We start from the raw sequence: 20,387 nt of genomic DNA, 5'->3' as shown, positions 1-20,387 counted from the left end.
ACGGTGGGACGGGGGTGCCCGGCGTCAGGCCGAGCGGCCGACGCGCTCGAGGGCGCGGTCGGTGATGGACCGGGAGCCGCGGCCGATGGCGACGATCCCGGACTGGACGATCTCGCGGACGCCGAAGGGCTCGAGCGCGGCGAGCAGCGCCTGGATCTTGCCCGGGCTGCCCGTGGCCTCGACGACGACGGAGTCCGGCACGACGTCGACGACGTGCGCGCGGAACAGCTCGACGACCTCGAGGACGTGCCGGCGCTGGGAGGTGTCGGCCCGGACCTTGACGAGCAGGAGCTCGCGCTGGACGGACGCGTCGTCCTCGAGCTCGACGATCTTGATGACGTTGACGAGCTTGTTCAGCTGCTTCGTCACCTGCTCCAGCGGCAGCTCGTCGACGTCGACGACGACGGTGATGCGGGAGATGTCGTCGTGCTCCGTCGGGCCCACGGCCAGGGAGTGGATGTTGAACGCGCGGCGGGCGAAGAGGCCGGCGACGCGCGTGAGCACGCCGGGCTTGTTCTCGACGAGCACCGACAGGGTGTGGCGGCTCATGGCGGTCCTCAGTCCTCGCGGTCCCACGCCGGGCTGATGCCCCGGGCGTACTGGATGTCGTCGTTGCTCACGCCCGCGGCGACCATGGGCCACACCATCGCGTCGCGCGAGACCGTGAGGTCGAGGACCACGGGCTGGTCGTCGATCTCCAGGGCGCGGCGGATGGTCGCGTCCAGGTCCGCCTCCGACTCGCAGCGCAGCCCGACGGCCCCGTAGGCGTCGGCGAGCTTGACGAAGTCGGGGATGCGGCGCGTGCCGTGGCCCGTGTGCAGGTCGGTGTTGGAGTAGCGGGACTCGTAGAAGAGCGTCTGCCACTGCCGGACCATGCCGAGCGAGGAGTTGTTCACCACCGCGACCTTGATGGGGATGTCGTTGATGGTGCAGGTGGCCAGCTCCTGGTTGGTCATCTGGAAGCAGCCGTCGCCGTCGATCGCCCACACGACGCGGTCCGGGTCGCCGACCTTCGCCCCCATCGCCGCGGGCACGGAGAAGCCCATGGTCCCCAGGCCCCCGGAGTTGATCCAGGAGTTCGGCCGCTCGTACCGGATGAACTGCGCCGCCCACATCTGGTGCTGGCCGACGCCCGAGCAGTAGATCGCCTCGGGGCCGCTGAGCTCGCCGATGCGCTGGATGACGCGCTGGGGCGCCATGTGCCCGTCGGAGGGCTGGTCGTAGCCGAGGGGGAACGTCTGGCGCCAGTCGTCGAGCTGGCGCCACCAGGCCTCGAGGTCCGGCCGGCCGTGCTGGGCGTGCTGACGCTCGAGCTCGGGGACGAGCTCCGTGAGCACCTCGAGCAGGTCGCCGACGATCGGCACGTCGGCGGCGCGGTTCTTGCCGATCTCGGCCGGGTCGATGTCCGCGTGCACGATGGCGGCGTTCGGCGCGAAGCTCGACAGCTTGCCCGTCACGCGGTCGTCGAAGCGGGCGCCGAGGGCCACGACGAGGTCCGCCTTCTGCAGGGACGCGACCGCCGCGACCGTCCCGTGCATGCCGGGCATGCCCAGGTGCTGCGGGTGGGAGTCGGGCAGGGCGCCCCGCGCCATGAGCGTCGTGACGACGGGCGCCCCCGACACGTCCGTCAGGCGGCGCAGCGCGGCGCTCGCGCGGGCCCGCAGGACGCCGCCGCCCACGTAGAGCACCGGGCGGCGCGCGGTCGCCAGCAGCCGGGCGGCCTCGCGCACCTGCTTCGCGTGGGGCTTCGTCACCGGGTGGTACCCGGGCAGCTCCATCTCCTGCGGCCACGAGAAGGTCGTCTGCGACTGCATCGCCGACTTGGCGATGTCGACGAGGACCGGTCCGGGGCGGCCCGTGGACGCGATGTGGAAGGCCTCGCCGATCACCCGCGGGATGTCGTCGGGGTCCGTCACGAGGTAGTTGTGCTTCGTGATCGGCATCGTGATGCCGAGGATGTCCGCCTCCTGGAAGGCGTCCGTGCCGATGAGCGAGGCGCCCACCTGGCCCGTGATCGCCACGAGCGGCACGGAGTCCATGTTCGCGTCGGCGATGGCGGTGACGAGGTTCGTCGCGCCCGGGCCGGAGGTCGCCATGGTGACGCCGACCTTGCCGGTGGCGTAGGCGTAGCCGGCGGCCGCGTGGCCACCGCCCTGCTCGTGCCGCACGAGGATGTGCCGCAGCCGCGTGGAGTCCATGAGCGGGTCGTACGTCGGCAGGATCGCACCGCCGGGGATGCCGAACACGACCTCGGCGCCCGCCTCCTCGAGGGAGCGGACGATGGACTGCGCGCCGGAGACGACCTCGGGCGCGACGGACGCCGACCCGGCGGCGACGGGTGCCGGTCCGTGGCCCGGGCTCGTGCCGGGGCCGGCCGCGCCGTGGCGGCCGGTCGCCCCCGGGCGCGGCGCGGGCGTCGTGGCCGCGTCGCCGGCGGCGGCGGGACCCCGCGGCGGGGCGGGGTGGGGTGCCTGCGGCATCGTGCTCTCCCTGCGTGGACCGGCCGCGAGGGCCGGGTGGGACTGCTGCGGCGGTGCCCCGGGCCGGGCAGGTCGCCCGGCATGAAAAGACCCCCCGGCCGGGACACCGGCGGACAGGGGGTGAGCGCGCTGACGGACCGTGCGGAGGCCTGGTCGGCGCGCTACGGGACTACTACGAGGATCGTCGGCACACCGCGACCCTACGCCCGCCCGCGCCCGCCTGTCATGTTTCCCCGGCGCGTCTCAGCATGTGGTTCACACGTCCATCTGCCGAGAGTCACAACGGCAGCGGTGCCGGGCCCGCGACGGGCCCGGCACCGCCGCCGGTCACATGAGGACCGCGCCCTTCGAGGCCGACTGGACGAGCTTCTGGTACTTCGCGAGCACGCCCCGCGTGTACCGCGGCGGCAGCGGCGCCCAGCCCGCCCGGCGCGCCTCGAGCTCCGCGGGCTCGACGAGCAGGTCGAGGGTGGCGTGCGCGACGTCGAGCCGGATGCGGTCGCCGTCGCGCACGAGGGCGATGGGCCCGGCGTCGACGGCCTCGGGCGCGACGTGCCCCACGCACAGCCCCGTGGTCCCGCCGGAGAAGCGGCCGTCCGTGAGCAGCAGGACGTCCTTGCCGAGGCCCGCGCCCTTGATCGCCCCGGTGATGGCGAGCATCTCGCGCATGCCCGGACCCCCCTTGGGGCCCTCGTACCGGATGACGACGACGTCGCCCGCGCGGATGGTCCCGTCCTCGAGCGCGTCCATCGCGGCCCGCTCGCGCTCGAAGACGCGGGCGGTGCCCTCGAAGACGTCGGAGTCGAAGCCCGCGGACTTCACGACGGCGCCCTCGGGCGCCAGGGAGCCGGAGAGGATCGTGATGCCGCCCGTGCGGTGGATGGGGTCGTCGAGCGCCCGCAGGATCTTGCCGTCGGGGTCCGGCGGCGCGATGTCGGCGAGGTTCTCCGCCACGGTCCTGCCCGTGACCGTCAGGCAGTCGCCGTGGAGCAGCCCGGCGTCCAGGAGCGCCTTCATGAGCACGGGCACGCCGCCGATGCGGTCGACGTCGTTCATCACGTAGCGGCCGAAGGGCTTGAGGTCGCCCAGGTGCGGCACCTTCGCCGCCACGCGCGTGAAGTCGTCGAGGGTGAGGTCGACCGCGGCCTCGTGGGCGATGGCGAGCAGGTGCAGCACGGCGTTCGTCGAGCCGCCGAACGCCATGACCACGGCGATGGCGTTCTCGAACGCCTCCTTCGTCATGATCTGCCGCGCCGTGATCCCGCGGCGCAGGAGCTCCACGACGGCCTCCCCCGACCGCTGCGCGAACTGGTCGCGGCGGCGGTCGGCGCTCGGCGGCGCGGCCGAGCCCGGCAGGGACATGCCCATCGCCTCGGCGACCGACGCCATGGTGTTCGCGGTGTACATGCCGCCGCACGCGCCCTCGCCCGGGCAGATGGCGCGCTCGATGCGGTCGACGTCCTCGCGGCTCATGAGCCCGCGGGCGCAGGCGCCGACGGCCTCGAAGGCGTCGATGATCGTGACGTCCTTCTCCGTGCCGTCGGACAGCTTCACCCAGCCGGGCATGATCGAGCCGGCGTAGAGGAAGACGCTCGCCAGGTCCAGGCGCGCGGCGGCCATGAGCATCCCGGGCAGGGACTTGTCGCAGCCGGCGAGCAGCACGGAGCCGTCGAGGCGCTCGGCCTGCATGACGGTCTCGACGGAGTCGGCGATGACGTCCCGGCTCACGAGCGAGAAGTGCATCCCCTCGTGGCCCATGGAGATGCCGTCGGAGACGGAGATCGTGCCGAACTCCAGCGGGTAGCCGCCGCCGGCGTGGACCCCGTTCTTCACGGCCTTCGCCAGCCGGTCGAGCGAGAGGTTGCAGGGCGTGATCTCGTTCCAGGAGCTCGCCACGCCGATCTGCGGCTTGGCGAAGTCGTCGTCGCCGAGGCCGACGGCCCGCAGCATGCCGCGGGCGGCCGTGGCCTCCAGCCCGTCGGTGACCTGCCGGGAACGGGGCTTGATGTCGACCGCGGGAGGGGCAGTGTCCGTCATGGCGGCAGCCTACGTCCGCGTCCTGCCGCGGACGGTGCCCGGTCCCGCGGGGCGCGACGGTAGCGTCGCCCGGCGTGACGGGTCGCACGGAGGGCACGGAGGGCACGGAGGGCGGCGAGGGCGCGGGGCGCGCCGAGCAGGCGGGAGCCCTGGAGGAGAACACCGTCGCGATCGTGCGGCTGGGCTGGGCGCGCTCGCTCGGTCTGCCCGACGACGCGCTGGCCGCCCGGGTGGTCGAGGTGCCGCGCGACGACGTCGTCAGCGTGGTCCGGCTGTTCGGCACCGTCGTGGCGGTCGGGCCCGCCTGGTTCCTCGACGACCCGGCCGGGTGGCACCTCGACGGGCCGGCGCTGCTGCGCGGGGTCGCCGCCCGGGCCGGCACCCGTCCGCGGCTGCTCGGCGCCGCCGCGCTCGCCTACGCCGACGCCTACGTCGAGCACCCGGGGCTCTCCGAGGTCGAGGTGAGCGACGAGCCGTCGGCGCTGGCGGAGGTCGTGCGCCGGTGCCCCGCCGACGACGTCGGCGAGTCGGGCCTCACCGAGATGGAGCGGGTCCTGGTGACCCTCGCCGACGGCAGCGACGAGGGGCTCGCCGCCGCGGGCCACGACGTCCGCGGCGGGCTCGTCGCGCAGCTCGGCGTGCTCACCCCGCCCGAGCGCCGGGGGCAGGGGCACGGGCTGCTCGCCGCCGCCCTGGCCACCAACGACGCGCTCGACGCCGGCCTCGTCGCCCAGTGGCGCTGCCGGACCGGCCACGACGCCTCGCTCCGGCTGGCGGCGCGCCTGGGCTACGTGCCCGCCGGCTCGCAGACGACCGTGCTCCTCGGGGCCCCGGCGGGCGGCGGCGCCGGCCGCGCCACGGGACCCGCCGACCGGCCCTGACCGCACGCGGCGGTCCCGCCGGCCTAGCCGCGGCGGAGCCGCCCGAGGTCCCGCACGGCGCCGCGGTCGGCCGACGTGGCCATCGCGGCGTAGGCCTGCAGGGCCTTCGAGACGTACCGCTCGCGGGCGACGGGCTGCCACGGGCGCTCCGAGGCCTCCATCTTCGCGCGCCGCTCGGCCAGCACCTCGTCGGGGACGTCCAGCCGGATGAGGCGCGTCTCGACGTCGATCTCGATCCGGTCGCCGTCCTCGACGAGCCCGATCGCGCCGCCGGACGCGGCCTCCGGGGAGACGTGCCCGACGGAGATCCCCGACGAGCCGCCGGAGAACCGGCCGTCCGTGATCAGGGCGCAGACCTTGCCCAGCCCCCGGCCCTTGAGGAACGAGGTCGGGTAGAGCATCTCCTGCATGCCGGGGCCGCCGGCCGGGCCCTCGTACCGCACGACGACGACGTGCCCCGGCTGCACCTCCTTGCGCAGGATCTTCTCGACCGCCTCCTCCTGCGACTCGCACACGAGCGCGCGGCCGACGAAGTGGAAGACGTCCGGGTCGATGCCGGCGGTCTTGAGGACCGCGCCGTCCTCGGCGAGGTTGCCGCGCAGGACCGCCAGGCCGCCCTCGACGGTGTAGGCGTGCGCCACGTCGCGGATGCACCCGCCGGCGGCGTCCGTGTCGAGGGACGCCCAGGCGTTGCTCGTCGAGAACGCCTGCGTGGTCCGCACGCCGCCCGGTGCGGCGTGGAACAGCGCGACGGCGCGCTCCGTCGCCCGCCCTCCCCGCACGTCCCAGTCGTCGAGCCAGGCGCGCAGGGTCGGGGTGTGGACGCTGGAGACGTCGTGGTCGAGCAGGCCCGCGCGGTCGAGCTCGCCGAGCAGCGCCGGGATGCCGCCCGCCCGGTGCACGTCCTCCATGTGGTAGTCGGGGTGGTTCGGCGCCACCTTGGCCAGGCACGGCACGCGGCGCGAGATCGCGTCGATCTCCGCGAGCGTGAAGTCGACCTCGGCCTCCTGCGCGGCGGCCAGGACGTGCAGGACGGTGTTCGTCGAGCCGCCCATGGCCACGTCGAGCGTCATCGCGTTCGCGAAGGCCGCCCGCGTCGCGATGCCCCGCGGGGCGGCGCTGTCGTCCTCGTCCTCGTAGTACCGGCGGGCCAGGTCGACGACCGTGCGGCCGGCCTCGAGGAAGAGCTCGCGCCGCGCGCTGTGGGTCGCCAGGGTCGAGCCGTTGCCGGGCAGCGACAGCCCGAGCGCCTCCGTCAGGCAGTTCATGGAGTTCGCGGTGAACATGCCCGAGCACGAGCCGCACGTGGGGCAGGCGTTCTCCTCGACCTGCGCCAGCGCCGCGTCCGAGACGTCCTCGTCGGCGGACAGGTTGATGGCGTTGACGAGGTTCAGGGGGGTCTTCGCCACGCCGTCCGCGACGACGGCCTTGCCGGCCTCCATCGGCCCGCCGGAGACGAACACCGTCGGGATGTCCAGCCGCAGCGCCGCGTTGAGCATCCCGGGCGTGATCTTGTCGCAGTTGGAGATGCACACGAGCGCGTCGGCGGTGTGCGCGTTGACCATGTACTCCACGGAGTCCGCGATGAGGTCGCGGCTGGGCAGGGAGTAGAGCATCCCGCCGTGGCCCATCGCGATGCCGTCGTCGACCGCGATGGTGTTGAACTCCTTGGCCACGCCGCCGGCCTCGCGGATCGCCGAGGCGACGAGGTCGCCCATGTCCTTGAGGTGCACGTGCCCCGGGACGAACTGCGTGTACGAGTTCGCGATGGCGACGATCGGCTTGCCGAAGTCCTCCGAGCCCATGCCCGTGGCGCGCCAGAGCGCCCGGGCGCCGGCCATGTTGCGGCCGTGGGTGGACGTGCGCGAGCGCAGCGGACGGCTCATCGCCAGGGGCTCCTCTGTTCGGGGGCCCTCACGGTACGTCCGCCCGCGTCGTGCCCCGGGTGCCGGTCCGCCCCTCGGGCTCACGCCGTCGGGCGCCCCTGCCACGTGCAGACGCAGGCCTCGTTGCCCTCCGCGTCCGCCAGGACCCAGAACGCCGGCGCCTCCGCGTCGGACACGAGCCGGCCGCCCGCGGCGAGGGCGGCCGCGACCCGGCGGGGGGCCTCGTCCTCGCCGACCGACACGTCGACGTGCAGCCGGTTGCGCTGCGGCCGCGGGCTGTCCATCTGCTGGAACCAGACCGTCGGCCCCTCCCCCGTCGGCCCGACGAGCCCGCCGTCCCCCGGGTGGTCGGCGTAGCCGAGGACCGCCGCCCAGAAGGGCCGCACCCCCGGCCGGTCGAGGGCGTCGACCGCGAGCTCCACCGCCTGCACGCGCTCCGGCGCGCCCGTCATGCCCAGGCGGTCCGCGAGCGCCGAGACCGTGCGCGCCAGCGCCACGTCCCGCGCCGTCAGCCCGCCCGCGTCGTGCGACACCAGCGTGATCGTGACGCTGCCCCACCGCAGCAGCACGTCGGGGTGGTGGCCCGCCGCCTCCGCCGCCTCCGCGACCTGCTGCACGAGCTCCGCCCCCGTCGCGAAGTCGGGGGCGACGAGCACCGCGCGCAGGGTGCCGAGCACGACGCGCCAGTGGCGCCGGTCGACCGCCGCGGCGACCCGGCCGTGCGGGAGCGTCTCCGTCGTGGGCCCGGGGGTCGTCATGGGGCCACCGTGCCACCTGAGGGCGTCCGGAGGCGACGGGCCGGCGTCGGGACGCGGCCCGTCCGCCGCCCGGTTAGCGTCGACGCCGTGCCGACCGTCCTGTGGTTCCGCCGGGACCTGCGCCTGTCCGACCACCCCGCCCTCGTCGCCGCCGTGACGCAGGCGCGCGCGGACGACGACGAGGTCCTCGCCCTCTACGTCACCGACCCCGTGCTCTGGCGGGTGGCCGGCCCGCCTCGGCTGGCCTACCTCGCCGCCACCCTCGAGGCCCTCGACGAGGCGCTGGGCGGGCGGCTCGTCGTGCGCCACGGGGACCCCGTCGAGGTCGTGCCCGCCGTCGCCCGGGAGGTCGGCGCGCGCCACGTCCACGTCACGGCCGCCACGGAGCCGTTCGGGCGCCGCCGCGACGAGGCCGTCGCGGCCGCGCTCGCCCGGGCCGGCGCGGAGCTCGTGCCCACCGGCTCGCCCTACGCCGTGGCCCCCGGGCGCCTCGCGACGGGCGCGGGCGAGGAGTTCAAGGTGTTCACGCCCTTCCGGCGGGCGTGGCTGGCCCACGGGTGGCACGCCCCGGCCCCGCGGCCGCGGTCCGTGCCCTGGGCGGCGCTCGCCTCGCAGGGCGTGCCCCGGCCGCCCGCCGGCGACGTGCGGCTGCCGCCCGCGGGCGAGGCCGCGCACCGCGCCCGCTGGCACCGGTTCCTCGAGGGCGGCCTCGCCGGCTACGCGGACCGCCGCGACCGGCCCGACCTCGAGGGCACCTCCAGCATGTCGATCCCGCTCAAGTGGGGCGAGCTCCACCCGCGGACCCTCCTGGCCGACCTCGCCGCGGTGCCCGTCGGGGGGCGGGGCGAGCCGGCCCGCGAGGACGTGGACGGCTACCGGTCCGAGCTCGCGTGGCGGGAGTTCCACGCCGACGTGCTGTGGCACCGGCCCGGGTCGCGCACCCGCTCCCTGCGGGACGTCGTGCCCGAGGACGCCTGGGACTCCGGCCCCGACGCCGACGCGCGGTTCGACGCGTGGGCGGAGGGCCGCACGGGCTACCCCCTCGTCGACGCCGGCATGCGGCAGATGCGCACCGTGGGCTGGATGCACAACCGCGTCCGGATGGTGACGGCGTCCTTCCTCGTCAAGGACCTGCACCTGCCGTGGCAGCGGGGCGCCGCCCTGTTCATGGAGCGCCTCGTCGACGGGGACGTGCCCCAGAACCAGCTCAACTGGCAGTGGGTCGCCGGGACGGGCCGCGACGCCGCGCCGTACTTCCGGGTGTTCAACCCCGTCGTGCAGGGCGAGAAGTTCGACCCCGACGGCGACTACGTGCGCCGCTGGGTGCCGGAGCTGCGGGAGGTGTCGGGCAGGGCGGTGCACCGGCCGTGGGACCTCGGGCTCGTCGCGCCGGAGGGCTACCCCGCGCCGGTCGTCGACCACGCGCGCGAGCGCGAGCGGGCGCTGGCCGACCACGCCCGGGCGCGCGCTTGACGGTCCCGGCGGACACCCCCCGTGACCGGGCGCGCCCGGCCGGCCCCGCCGGGCGCCGGACCGCCGGTCAGGCCCCCGCGACCACGTTGAGCGGCCGGTCGCCCGCGAGCAGCACCGCCACCTGACGGCGGACGAGGTCGGCCGTGCGCGGGAGCGCGGCGTCGGTGTTGCCGCCCTGGTGCGGCGTCACCAGCACGCCGGGCAGGTGCCACAGCGGGTGGTCGGCGGGCAGCGGCTCCGGGTCGGTGACGTCGAGGGCCGCCCGCAGCCGGCCCGTCCGCACCTCCGCGACGAGGGCGTCGGTGTCGACCACCGCCCCGCGCGCGACGTTGACCAGCAGGGCCCCGTCGCGCATCGACGCCAGGAACCGCGCGTCGACGAGGTGCCGGGTGGCATCCGTGAGCGGCACGAGCAGCACGACGACGTCGGCGTCGGGCAGCAGCGCGGGCAGCTCGTCGACGCCGTGCACGTGCCCGTCCGGCCTGTCGCGGGCGTGCGAGGCCACCCGGACCAGCGTCACCTCGAACGCGGCGAGCCGGCGGCCCAGCGCCCGCGCGACCGACCCGTCGCCGACGACGAGCACGCGCCGGTCCGCCAGGGACGGGGTCGTGCGCGGCGCCCACGTGCCCGTGGACATCGCCCGGACGGAGTCGTCGATCCCCCGCTGGACCGCGAGGACCATGCCGAGGGCGTGCTCGGCGGTGCCCGCGTCGTGGATGCCGCGGCCGTTGCAGAGGACCACGCCGGGCGGCAGGTGGGGCAGCGCGTGCTCGTACCCCGCGCTCGGCAGCTGCAGCAGGCGCAGGCGGGGCACCTGCGCCAGGGCGTCGAAGGCGCCGGGCTCGACGAAGTAGTGCGGGATGACGACGAGGTCGACCTCGGCGGCCAGGGCCGGGTCGAGACGGGAGCGCACGTCCCAGCGCACGAGCCGCACCCGGCCGGCGGGCAGGGCCCCGCCCGGCACGCCGCTGCCCGACCCCAGGACGGTCCCCGCCGGGACGGGACAGCCGTCGAGGTCGGCCAGGCGGGCGAGCAGGTCGTCGTCGGGGAGGGTCACCGTCAGCACGCGCCCATCCTGCCGGTCGTCGGGGCGCGCCCCGGCCAGGGCCGGGCGCGGGCGCCGGACGCGCGGGCGGACACGGACCGCCCGACGCCGTCAGCCGAGGCGGTCGGGCTGGCGCGCGAGGTACTCGTCCTCGAGCAGCCCCATCACGACGACGTCGCACCAGCGCTCGCCGTCGCGGCCCGCGTCGCGCAGGCGGCCCTCCACCCGGAAGCCGAGGCTGTCGTACATCGCCTGCACCCGGGGGTTCACGGAGGGCACCCGGAGGCCGACCCGGTGCAGGCCGAGGCCGTCGAACGCGAGGCCGAGCACGAGCTCGATCGCCTCCGTGCCGTAGCCGCGGCCGCGGAAGGCCGGCCGCATGAGCAGGTGGAGCTCGGCGGAGGCGGCGACCTCGTCGACCGCGCCCAGGGCGATGCCCCCGAGGTACTCCTCGGAGCCCTGCGCCGTGACGGCGAGGTCGTAGCGGCCCGGCAGCGACGCCGCCGACGCCGCCCAGCGGTCGACCTCCGCCCGGGTCCACCGGCGCGTGTCGCCCGCGAGCCGGCGGCCCTCCGCGTCGGACACGGCGTCCCAGAGCCCGGGGGCGTCACCCGCGCGCACGGGCCGCAGCACCACCATCTCGCCCTGCAGCGTCGGCTTCTCCACCGCTCCCCCTCCCGCCGCCGACGGGGGCCGGGGCACCCCGACCGTAGAGGGCGCGTGTGACGCGAGGATGACGCGTCCGTCGCCGGACGCGCCGGGGCCGGGTGCGGCGTGCGCACCCGGCCCCCGGCGGTCAGGACGGTCCGACGGTCCAACGGTCAGGCGTTCACGCGCTCCAGCACGAGCGCGCGCACGCGGCCCGCGTCCGCCTGCCCGCGCGTGGCCTTCATCACCGCGCCGATGATGGCGCCCACCGGCCCGAGGTTGCCGCCCCGGATCTTCTCGGCGATGTCGGGCTGGGCGGCGAGCGCCGCGTCGATGGCCTCGAGCAGCGGCCCGTCGTCGGAGACGATCTCCAGCCCGCGGGCGACGAGCACCGCCTCCGGGTCGCCCTCGCCGGCCAGCACGCCCTCGAGCACCTGGCGCGCGAGCTTGTCGTTGATCCGACCGGCGTCGACGAGCGCCTGCAGGCCCGCGATCTGGGCCGGCGTGATGGGCAGGTCGGCGAGCTCGACCTCCCCCTGCTTGGCGGTGCGGGCGAGCTCGCCCATCCACCACTTGCGCGCGGCGGCCGGGCTCGCGCCCCCGGCGACGGTGGCCTCGATGAGCTCGAGGGCGCCGGCGTTCACGACGTCCCGCATCTCGGCGTCGGCGTAGCCCCACTCGCCCTGGAGCCGGCGGCGCCGGGCGGCCGGGAGCTCCGGCAGCGCGGCCCGGATCCTCTCGACCCACGCGCGGTCCGGCGCCACCGGGACGAGGTCGGGCTCGGGGAAGTAGCGGTAGTCCTCCGCGTCGGACTTCACGCGGCCCGGGGAGGTCGTCCCGCGGTCCTCGTGCCAGTGCCGGGTCTCCTGCGTGATCCGGCCGCCCGCGTCGAGGACCGCGGCCTGCCGGCCCACCTCGTACCGGACGGCCCGCTCGACGGACCGGAAGGAGTTGACGTTCTTCGTCTCCGTGCGCGTGCCCAGCGGCGCGTCCGGCGACGGGCGCAGCGAGACGTTGACGTCCGCCCGCACGTTGCCGCGCTCCATGCGCGCCTCGGAGACGCCCAGGGTCCGGAACAGGTCCCGCAGCGTCTGCACGTAGGCGCGGGCCACCTCGGGCGCCCGGTCCCCGGCACCCTCGATCGGCCGCGTGACGATCTCGACGAGCGGGATGCCCGCGCGGTTGTAGTCCACGAGGGAGTACTCCGCGCCGTGGATCCGGCCCGTCGCGCCGCCGACGTGCGTGTTCTTGCCGGCGTCCTCCTCCATGTGGGCACGCTCGACCTCGACGCGGAACGTCGACCCGTCCTCGAGCTCGACGTCCACCCAGCCGTCGTACGCGATGGGCTCGTCGTACTGGGACGTCTGGAAGTTCTTCGGGACGTCCGGGTAGAAGTAGTTCTTCCGCGCGAAGCGGCAGCTCTCGGCGATCGTGCAGTTCAGCGCGAGGCCGATCCGGATCGCGTACTCCACCGCCGTGCCGTTCACGGCGGGCAGCGCGCCGGGCAGCCCGAGCGACACGGGCGTCACCTGCGTGTTCGGCTCGCCGCCGAAGCCGACCTCCGCGCCGTCGAACATCTTCGTGCGGGTGCCGAGCTCGACGTGCACCTCGATGCCGATGACGGTGTCGTAGCGCGCGACGGCGTCCTCGTAGGGCACGAGGTCCGGGGCGGTCGTGGTGCTCATCGGTTCTCCTCCAGCCTCGGGGCCTGCGCGAGGATCGGGCCGCCCCAGCGGCTCTCGAGCGCCGTCTCCAGCGCGGCGCCGACGCGGTACAGCCGGTCGTCGGCCTTCGCCGGGGCGATGACCTGGAAGCCGACGGGCAGGCCGTCGTCCGACAGGCCCGCCGGCAGGGACAGGCCGGGCACGCCCGCGAGGTTCACGGGGATCGTCGCCACGTCGTTGAGGTACATGGCCAGCGGGTCGTCGAGCTTCTCCCCGAGCCGGAAGGCGGTCGTCGGCGCCGTCGGCGAGACGAGCACGTCGGCCCTCTCGAAGGCGGCCGCGAAGTCGCGCTGGATGAGCGTGCGCACCTTCTGCGCCGAGCCGTAGTAGGCGTCGTAGTAGCCCGCGGACAGCGCGTAGGTGCCGAGGATGATGCGGCGCTTCACCTCGTCGCCGAAGCCCCGGCCGCGGGTGGCGGCCATGACGCGCTCGGCGGTCACCGGGCCGTCCTCGGGCTCGACGCGCAGGCCGAAGCGCATGCCGTCGAACTTGGCGAGGTTGCTCGAGGCCTCCGCGGGGAGGATGAGGTAGTACGCCTCGAGGGCGTAGCCGAAGTGCGGGCAGGAGACCTCGACGACCTCCGCGCCGAGCCCGCGCAGGACCTCGAGGGACTCCTCGAAGCGGGCGAGCACGCCCGGCTGGTAGCCCTCGCCCTGCAGCTCGCGGACGACGCCGACCCGCACGCCGCTCAGGTCGCCGCTCAGGCCCTGCCGGGCCGCGCCGACGAGGTCGGGCAGCGGCTCGGCGATGCTCGTGGAGTCCAGCGGGTCGTGTCCGCCGATGAGCTCGTGCAGCAGCGCCGCGTCCAGCACGGTGCGGGTGCAGGGCCCGGCCTGGTCCAGGCTGGACGCCAGCGCGATGAGGCCGTAGCGCGACACGGAACCGTACGTCGGCTTCGAGCCCACCGTGCCCGTGACGGCGGCAGGCTGGCGGATGGAGCCGCCCGTGTCCGTGCCGATGGCCAGGGGCGCCTCGAAGGCCGCCACGGCCGCGGCCGAGCCGCCGCCGGAGCCCCCGGGGATGCGGTCGAGGTCCCACGGGTTGTGCGTGTCGCCGTACGCGGAGTGCTCCGTGGAGGAGCCCATCGCGAACTCGTCCATGTTCGTCTTGCCGAGGACCGGCAGGCGCGCGGCCTTGAGGCGGCGCACGAGCGTCGCGTCGTAGGGCGGCACCCAGCCCTCGAGGATGCGGGAGCCGGCCGTGGTGGGGACGCCCTCGGTGACGACGACGTCCTTGACCGCGATGGGCACGCCGGCGAGCGCGTGCAGGGTCTCCCCCGCGGCACGGCGCGCGTCGACGTCCCGGGCCGTGGCCAGGGCGCTCTCACCGCTCACGTGGAGGAACGCGTGCACCGCGGGCTCCACCGCAGCGATGCGGTCCAGGTGCGCCTGCGTCACCTCGACGCTGGACACCTCGCCCGCGGCGAGGGCGGTCGCGAGGTCGGCGGCGCTGCGCCGGATCAGCTCGGCGCTCACGCCTCCTCCTCCAGGATCTGCGGCACGAGGAACTTGCCGTCCTCGTGCGCCGGGGCGGCGGCGAGCACGGCCTCGCGGTCGAGCGGGGCGACGGGCTCGTCGGGCCGGAACACGTTCGTCAGGGGCAGCGGGTGGCTCGTGGCCGGCACGTCGGGGGTCGCGACCTCGCTGACGCGGGCGACCGAGGAGACGATGACGTCGAGCTCGCCGGCGAGGCGGTCCAGCTCGGCCTCCGTGAGCTCGATCCGGGCCAGCCCGGCCACGCGCGCGACCTCGTCGCGGGAGAGGGTGGACATGCGCGCGAGTCTAGGGGGCGGGGCCGACACGGCCGGTCAGCCGACGGGGTCGACCGCCGTCGCGACGAGCGCCAGCAGCGCCTCGGCGTAGGCGTCCTCGGCCGCGTCGGCGGTGAAGACGCGCTCGGGCTGGCCGACGAGCTCGACGAGCACCTGGAAGCGACCGTCCGTCGACCGCGCGAGACTGCGGAACGTGCGCCCGAGCAGGTCGCGCAGCTGGTCCTCGCGGGGCAGCCACAGGGCGTCCTCCTGCCGCACGGAGTCCAGCGCCCACTCCGTCGTGCCGTTGAAGCCCAGCACCGTGCCGGTCTCGTACCGGTGCGCCTCGACGACCATGTCCGAGATGGTGAACACCTGGTCCTCGAGCTGGTCGGACCGCAGGGTGAAGCGGTCCCCGGGGGCCGGGGACCAGCGCAGGCCCGCGGCCTGCAGCCGCTCGGCGTTCAGAGGGGAGATCATCACGCCAGTATCGCGGGAGCGCCCCGGCCGCGCCGGTCACCGGCCGGGCGCTCGGCGTAGCGGTAGGCGTCGGCCGGCCGGAGCCCGAGCCGGCCGTAGAGCCGCCGCGCGGCGTGGTTCTCGGCCTCCACCTGCAGGAAGACCCGCTCCGCACCACCGTCCACCGCGTGCCGGAGCCCGGCGGCGACGAGGCGCCGGCCCGTGCCGCGCCGCCGCTCCCCCGGCGCCACGACGAGGCACGCGAGCGCAGCCCACGACCCCGCCGGCGCCACGCGCAGCACCCCGACCGTGCGTCCTGCCCGACGCGCTGTGAGGTACGTGGCCGGCGCCCCGGACAGCAGCGTCCGGGCGGCCGCCGCACGGGAGAGCCCCGCGCCGGACGTGCCGACCCCGGCCTTCTCGCCCAGCCACAGGTCCAGCCAGTCGTCCTCCGGCTCGGGCCGCCCGGAGAGGTCGAGCCCGTCCGGCACGCCCGGTCCGCCTCCGTCGGCGTCGCCGTCGCCCGACCCGCTCCCGTCCTCGCCCCCGGGAGCCGGGTCCCGCCCGACGGCGAGGGCCGCCGCCCGGAGGGGGTCGTCCGTCACGAGGACGAGCGTCGTCACGCGCACCGCGTACCCGCGCGCGCGGAGCATCCCGGCGGTCGCTCCGCCGGGCCGCCCGGCGGCGCCGTCGAGGCGGAGGACGGACGGCAGCCCCGCCGCGGCGAACACGTCCTCGACCTCGTCGAGGACCTGCGGCCCGAGGGCCGCGGCCGGGTCGTCCTGCGGCGCGAGCGCGCTGTTGGCGCGCCGCGTGAGCCCCTCGGACAGCCCGACGCGCCACCCCGAGGGCGTCGTGACCGTCCGCAGGGGCGGCCACGTCACCCGCTCCACCTCCGGCCCAGGACCCTGCGGCGGCGTCCACGTCCACGTCCGCAGGGCGATGCCGCCGGACCCGTGCCAGTCGCGGTCGGGCGCCGGACGGAACCCGAGGCGCCCGTAGAGCCGGTGCGCCGACGCCATCGCGTCGAGGGTCGACAGCACCACGGTCCGGCCCTCGAGGACCGCCCGCTCGAGCGCGGTGCGCACGAGCTCCTCGGCCACCCCGCGGCCCCGCGCCGCCGGGTCGACCGCCAGCATGCGCAGCTCGAGCTCCCCCGCCCGCGCGACCTCCGCCAGCGGCCCGCCGGCGGGTGCGAGCGTGAGGGTGCCCAGGACGGCGCCCTCGTCGGACCGCGCCACGAGCACGCGCGCGGACGCCGCCCGGCCCCGGGCGTCGCGGAGCTCGTCGGTGTACCAGGCGTCGGCGTCGACGAGCCCGTCCGCCAGGTACGCGCCCGCCGTCACCGTCCCGACGGCGTCGAGCTCCTCCTCCCGCGCCGGACCGACCGACCAGCGGCCCACGGGCACCCCACCGAGCGGCACCCCTACGAGCGGCACCCCTACGAGCGGCACCCCTCCGAGCGGCACGCCGCCCGACGGCCCCGTCACCACGACCCCGCCACCGACGGCAGCGTCACCCACGGCGCCGCCACCGGCGCCACCGCCACCGGCGCGTCCGCGTCCGCGTCCGCCGGAGGACGCACCGCCACGGGCCCGGGCGTCACGGCGTCCCCGTCGGCGCGTCGTCGGCGGGGGCGCCCACCTCGCCGCCCGTCCCGTCGGCCGCGGGCTCGCCCGAGGAACCCTCGGGCGCGTCCTCGGCGGGCGTCACCGCCGCCGGCCCGCCGGCGAGCAGCGCCTCGAAGCCCGCCTCGTCGAGGATCACCAGCCCGAGCTCGCGCGCCTTCGCCTCCTTCGACCCGGCGTTCTCCCCCACCACCACGAAGTCGGTCTTCTTCGACACGCTCCCCGCGGCCTTGCCGCCGCGGGACAGGACCGCCTCCTTCGCGGAGTCGCGGCTGAAGCGCTCCAGGCTCCCGGTGACCACCACGGTGAGCCCTTCGAGGGTGCGGACCACCGTCGCGTCGCGCTCGTCGCGCATCCGGACGCCCGCCGCCTGCCACCGGCGCACGATCTCCGTGTGCCAGTCGCCGTCGGGCCCGGTGAACCAGTCGACGATGGAGTCGACGATGACCGGGCCGATGCCCTCGACCTGCGACAGCTGCGCCCGGGCCTCCCCGGGGCCCGCGTCGACGGCCGCGCGCAGCGCGTCCATGGAGCCCAGGTGCGCGGCGAGCGCGCGGGCCGCCGTCGGGCCGACGTTGCGGATGCTCAGGGAGACGAGCACCCGCCACAGCTCCTTGCCCTTGGCGGCGTCGAGCTGGTCGAGCAGGGTGCGCGCCGCCTCCGAGGGCTCCCAGTCCCGCAGGACGCGCCCCTCCGCCGTCGCCCGCTCGCGCTCGGCGCGGGGGTGGCGGAGCACGCGGCGGAAGGGCGAGCGCCGGCGGACGGCGCCGTCCTCGTCCTCGCGCGGCAGCCCCGTCTCGGGGTCGCGCACGACCACCTCGACCTGCGCCAGGAGGGCCAGCGAGGCGTCCCGGACCCGCGCGACGGTCTCCGGCGGCGCGTCGGCGGGGTAGCCGACGAGGTCGAACAGGTCGGCCTCGTTGACGACGGGCGGCGGCGAGGGGACCTCGGGCTGCGTGAGCGCGGCGGCCGTGACCTCCCCGAGCGCCTCCACGTCGAGCCCGCCGCGGGAGCCGATGTGCTCGATCCGCCCGCGCACCTGCGCCGGGCACGCCCGGGCGTTGGCGCAGCGCAGGTCCACGTCCCCCTCGCGCATCGGCCTCAACGGGGTGCCGCACTCGGGGCAGTCCGCGGGCATCGTCCACGTCACGCGGGGCACGTCGTCGTCGGGCGCCTGGGGTGCCGGACCGACGATCTCGGGGATGACGTCCCCCGCCTTGCGCAGCACGACGACGTCCCCCACCCGCACGCCCTTGGCGGCGACGACCTCCTGGTTGTGCAGGGTCGCCTGCCGGACGGTCGACCCCGACACGAGCACGGGCTCCATGACGCCGAACGGGGTGGCCCGGCCCGTCCGCCCGATGCCCACCTCGATGGCCAGCAGGCGGGTGTTGACCTCCTCCGGCGGGTACTTGAAGGCGATCGCCCACCGGGGGGCCCGGCTCGTGGCGCCGAGGCGGCGCTGGAGGGCGATCTCGTCGACCTTCACCACCACGCCGTCGATCTCGTGCTCCACGTCGTGCCGGTGCGCCCCGACCCGCTCGATCATCGCCCGCACGTCGTCGAGACCCGCGAGCACCTCGGTGTGGCCCGACACGGGGACGCCCCAGCCGGCGAGCAGGTCGTACACCTGCGACTGGCGCTGGACCGCGGGCGCCCCGGCGGCCCACCGGACCGCCCCGAGGCCGTGGGCGTACATCCGCAGGTCCCTCCCGGCCGTCACGCGCGGGTCCTTCTGCCGCAGGGACCCGGCCGCCGCGTTGCGCGGGTTGGCGAAGGGCGGCCGGCCCGCGGCGACCTGCGCCGCGTTGAGCGCGGTGAACGCCTCGACCGGGAGGAACACCTCCCCGCGCACCTCGAGCAGCCGCGGGTGGGTGGCCGGGTCGCCCGCCAGCTCCCGCGGGATCGAGGCGATGGTGCGGACGTTGAGCGTCACGTCCTCGCCCGTCCGGCCGTCACCCCGGGTCGCCGCCCGCACGAGGCGCGCCGGGCCCTCCCCGTTCCGCTCGTACAGCAGGGCGATGGCCAGCCCGTCGATCTTGAGCTCGCACAGGTAGTGCAGGTCCGCCCCCGGGCTCTCGAGGTCGCGCTGCGCGCGCTCCGCCCAGGCCGCCAGGTCCTCCGCCGAGAAGGCGTTGTCGAGCGACAGCATCCGCTCGACGTGGTCGACCGCGGTGAACTCCGTCGAGAAGGTCCCGCCCACGCGCTGCGTCGGGGAGTCGGGCGTGCGCAGGTCCGGGTGCTCCGTCTCCAGGGCCTCGAGCGCGCGCAGCGTGGTGTCGTACTCGGCGTCGCTGACGACGGGGGCGTCGCGCACGTAGTACGCGAACTGCCAGTCCCGGACGCGGGCCGCCAGCTCCTCCCAGCGGTGGCGCACCTCGGGGCCGGCAGCCGCCGGGGCGGGCTCGGTGGACGGCGGGGCGTCGGGGACCTGCGGGCTCATGCCCCACATCCTGGTCCAGACCACCGACAGCCGCCGCGGACGCCCCCGGCCGGGCCCGTGCCGTCGCCGGCCGTCCGGCCGCGTCGCCCGGCCCCCGTCCACGACGGCGGTGCCGCGGCGGGTGAACCCCTCCCGGAGCCTTGCCCCCGCCCCGCGGGACGAGTAGGCCTGAGGGGCGCGGGTCCCTCCGGCGCGACCGCGCGCCGCCCCGCGCTCGGACAGGGGGTCCGAGATGGACGACTTGGGCAGGACGGGACGGTCGGGCGCGCGCGCGGCCGGTCCCCGGGTGGGCACGGCACGCAGGTCGACGGCATGCCTCGCGGCGGCGGCGCTGCTCTCCGGGGCGGCACTGGTGACGGCGCCGGCCGCGGTTGCGGGGAGGGGGACGGACCTGCGCCTGCAGGCGCCCCCCTCCGTGGTGGCCGGCGTCCCCTTCACCGTCACGGTGGAGGTGGTGGACCGGCAGGGCCGCACGGTCACGGGGTACCGCGGCACCGTGCGCTTCTCGACGAGCGACGACCTGGTGCGGTCCCTGCCGGGGGCCTACACCTTCACGGCCGCGGACGCGGGAAGCCACACCTTCACGGGCGTGACCCTCGTCGAGGACGGCCGGCAGCGGCTCCGCGTCGACGCGCGGCGCGGGCCGGGGCGCGACTCCGACAGGATCCGGGTGCTCGACGCGGGGGCCGCGGTCACCGGTCAGGTGCTGGCGGCCTTCGACCCGGTCGAGGGTGCGGTGGTGACGGTGTACGACGCCGTGACCGGTCTCGTGCTCGCCACCGGGCCCGCCGACCGCAACGGGTACGAGTACCTCATCACGGGCCTGCCTGCGGGCGGGGTCAAGCTCGGGGCGGAGGTCCCCGGGGGCGCGTACCTGCCCGACTTCGCGAACGACGTCGACACCCTCGACGCCGCCGCCGTGTTCGTGCTCCAGCCGGCGACCACGCTCGTGCAGAGCTGGGAGCCGGTGACCTTCGGCCCCTACCTGGACGTGCAGCCCGTCTGCTGACCGGACGGAACGGACGCACCGGGCCGGGCGGGGACGACGGTGGCGCCGTCGGCCGGCGGCCGGCGGCGCCACCGCCACGCCCGGCCCTCCTCGCCGCCCGCGCCCGGCCCCGCGCGCCGCGTCTAGCCCTCCGCGCGTTCCGCCACGACCAGGGCGGCGCGGGCGA

16 protein-coding genes are annotated in these 20,387 nt (G+C 76.1%); 3 read left to right on the top strand and 13 right to left on the bottom strand.

The window, feature by feature from the left end; genetic code table 11:
• Positions 1–24: 24 nt before the first annotated feature.
• The 3 genes from ilvN to ilvD (EJA20_RS06885) all read right to left on the bottom strand — a co-directional run bounded on the left by ilvN (position 25) and on the right by ilvD (EJA20_RS06885) (position 4,517).
• Complete coding sequence (gene ilvN, locus EJA20_RS06895) at positions 25–549, bottom strand: acetolactate synthase small subunit (RefSeq protein WP_129337429.1); 525 nt, start codon at positions 547–549, stop codon at positions 25–27.
• Between the two features lie 8 nt (positions 550–557).
• Positions 558–2,480 carry an acetolactate synthase large subunit gene (locus EJA20_RS06890; RefSeq protein WP_129337428.1) on the bottom strand — a complete coding sequence of 641 codons (1,923 nt, stop codon included), beginning with the start codon at positions 2,478–2,480 and terminating at the stop codon, positions 558–560.
• 327 nt (positions 2,481–2,807) lie between these two features.
• Complete coding sequence (gene ilvD / locus EJA20_RS06885; protein ID WP_129337427.1) at positions 2,808–4,517, bottom strand: dihydroxy-acid dehydratase; 1,710 nt, start codon at positions 4,515–4,517, stop codon at positions 2,808–2,810.
• 74 nt (positions 4,518–4,591) lie between these two features.
• On the opposite strand from ilvD (EJA20_RS06885), the gene EJA20_RS06880 reads away from it, so the two are divergent.
• Positions 4,592–5,398 (top strand): GNAT family N-acetyltransferase, encoded by an 807-nt coding sequence (locus EJA20_RS06880; protein WP_129337426.1) that lies wholly within the window; start codon positions 4,592–4,594, stop codon positions 5,396–5,398.
• A 23-nt stretch (positions 5,399–5,421) separates the two neighbouring features.
• Here EJA20_RS06880 and ilvD (EJA20_RS06875) read toward each other — a convergent pair whose 3' ends face one another.
• Both ilvD (EJA20_RS06875) and EJA20_RS06870 read right to left on the bottom strand, forming a co-directional pair.
• Positions 5,422–7,284 carry a dihydroxy-acid dehydratase gene (gene ilvD, locus EJA20_RS06875; protein ID WP_129337425.1) on the bottom strand — a complete coding sequence of 621 codons (1,863 nt, stop codon included), beginning with the start codon at positions 7,282–7,284 and terminating at the stop codon, positions 5,422–5,424.
• A gap of 80 nt (positions 7,285–7,364) precedes the next feature.
• On the bottom strand, positions 7,365–8,042 hold the full coding sequence (locus EJA20_RS06870) for a VOC family protein (protein WP_129337424.1): 678 nt from the start codon (positions 8,040–8,042) through the stop codon (positions 7,365–7,367).
• 87 nt (positions 8,043–8,129) lie between these two features.
• Here EJA20_RS06870 and EJA20_RS06865 point away from each other — a divergent pair, with 87 nt between their 5' ends.
• Positions 8,130–9,515: a cryptochrome/photolyase family protein gene (locus EJA20_RS06865; RefSeq protein ID WP_129337423.1), complete on the top strand. Its 1,386-nt coding sequence runs from the start codon at positions 8,130–8,132 to the stop codon at positions 9,513–9,515.
• 67 nt (positions 9,516–9,582) lie between these two features.
• Here the strand turns inward: EJA20_RS06865 and EJA20_RS06860 are convergent, their stop codons facing one another.
• The 8 genes from EJA20_RS06860 to ligA all read right to left on the bottom strand — a co-directional run bounded on the left by EJA20_RS06860 (position 9,583) and on the right by ligA (position 19,212).
• Positions 9,583–10,581, bottom strand: coding sequence for a 2-hydroxyacid dehydrogenase (locus EJA20_RS06860; RefSeq protein ID WP_240675139.1), 999 nt, complete (start codon positions 10,579–10,581; stop codon positions 9,583–9,585).
• A gap of 90 nt (positions 10,582–10,671) precedes the next feature.
• On the bottom strand, positions 10,672–11,226 hold the full coding sequence (locus EJA20_RS06855; protein ID WP_129337422.1) for a GNAT family N-acetyltransferase: 555 nt from the start codon (positions 11,224–11,226) through the stop codon (positions 10,672–10,674).
• Positions 11,227–11,381: 155 nt separating this feature from the next.
• The gene (gatB, locus tag EJA20_RS06850) at positions 11,382–12,893 is read right to left on the bottom strand and encodes an Asp-tRNA(Asn)/Glu-tRNA(Gln) amidotransferase subunit GatB (protein ID WP_129337421.1); all 1,512 of its coding nucleotides are present in this window, start codon (positions 12,891–12,893) and stop codon (positions 11,382–11,384) included.
• The gene (gatA, locus tag EJA20_RS06845) at positions 12,890–14,407 is read right to left on the bottom strand and encodes an Asp-tRNA(Asn)/Glu-tRNA(Gln) amidotransferase subunit GatA (protein WP_129337420.1); all 1,518 of its coding nucleotides are present in this window, start codon (positions 14,405–14,407) and stop codon (positions 12,890–12,892) included. The genes gatB and gatA overlap by 4 nt, the downstream gene beginning before the upstream one ends.
• On the bottom strand, positions 14,404–14,703 hold the full coding sequence (gatC, locus tag EJA20_RS06840) for an Asp-tRNA(Asn)/Glu-tRNA(Gln) amidotransferase subunit GatC (RefSeq protein WP_129337419.1): 300 nt from the start codon (positions 14,701–14,703) through the stop codon (positions 14,404–14,406). The genes gatA and gatC overlap by 4 nt, the downstream gene beginning before the upstream one ends.
• Positions 14,704–14,739: 36 nt before the next feature.
• A complete protein-coding gene (locus EJA20_RS06835) occupies positions 14,740–15,162 on the bottom strand; it encodes a pilus assembly protein CpaE (RefSeq protein ID WP_129337418.1) in 423 nt (140 codons plus the stop codon).
• Positions 15,162–16,580 carry a GNAT family N-acetyltransferase gene (locus EJA20_RS06830; protein WP_240675137.1) on the bottom strand — a complete coding sequence of 473 codons (1,419 nt, stop codon included), beginning with the start codon at positions 16,578–16,580 and terminating at the stop codon, positions 15,162–15,164. The genes EJA20_RS06835 and EJA20_RS06830 overlap by 1 nt, the downstream gene beginning before the upstream one ends.
• 163 nt (positions 16,581–16,743) lie before the next feature.
• Positions 16,744–19,212 carry an NAD-dependent DNA ligase LigA gene (gene ligA, locus EJA20_RS06825; RefSeq protein ID WP_129337417.1) on the bottom strand — a complete coding sequence of 823 codons (2,469 nt, stop codon included), beginning with the start codon at positions 19,210–19,212 and terminating at the stop codon, positions 16,744–16,746.
• A gap of 415 nt (positions 19,213–19,627) precedes the next feature.
• Between ligA and EJA20_RS06820 the strand changes: the two genes are divergently transcribed.
• A complete protein-coding gene (locus EJA20_RS06820; protein ID WP_129337416.1) occupies positions 19,628–20,221 on the top strand; it encodes a hypothetical protein in 594 nt (197 codons plus the stop codon).
• The last annotated feature ends 166 nt before the right edge of the window (positions 20,222–20,387 follow it).

It is taken from the genome of Cellulomonas endophytica (assembly GCF_004123805.1).
In the GTDB taxonomy this organism is placed as follows: Bacteria; Actinomycetota; Actinomycetes; order Actinomycetales; family Cellulomonadaceae; genus Cellulomonas; species Cellulomonas endophytica.
This window is presented reverse-complemented; position numbering and strand designations above follow the sequence as displayed.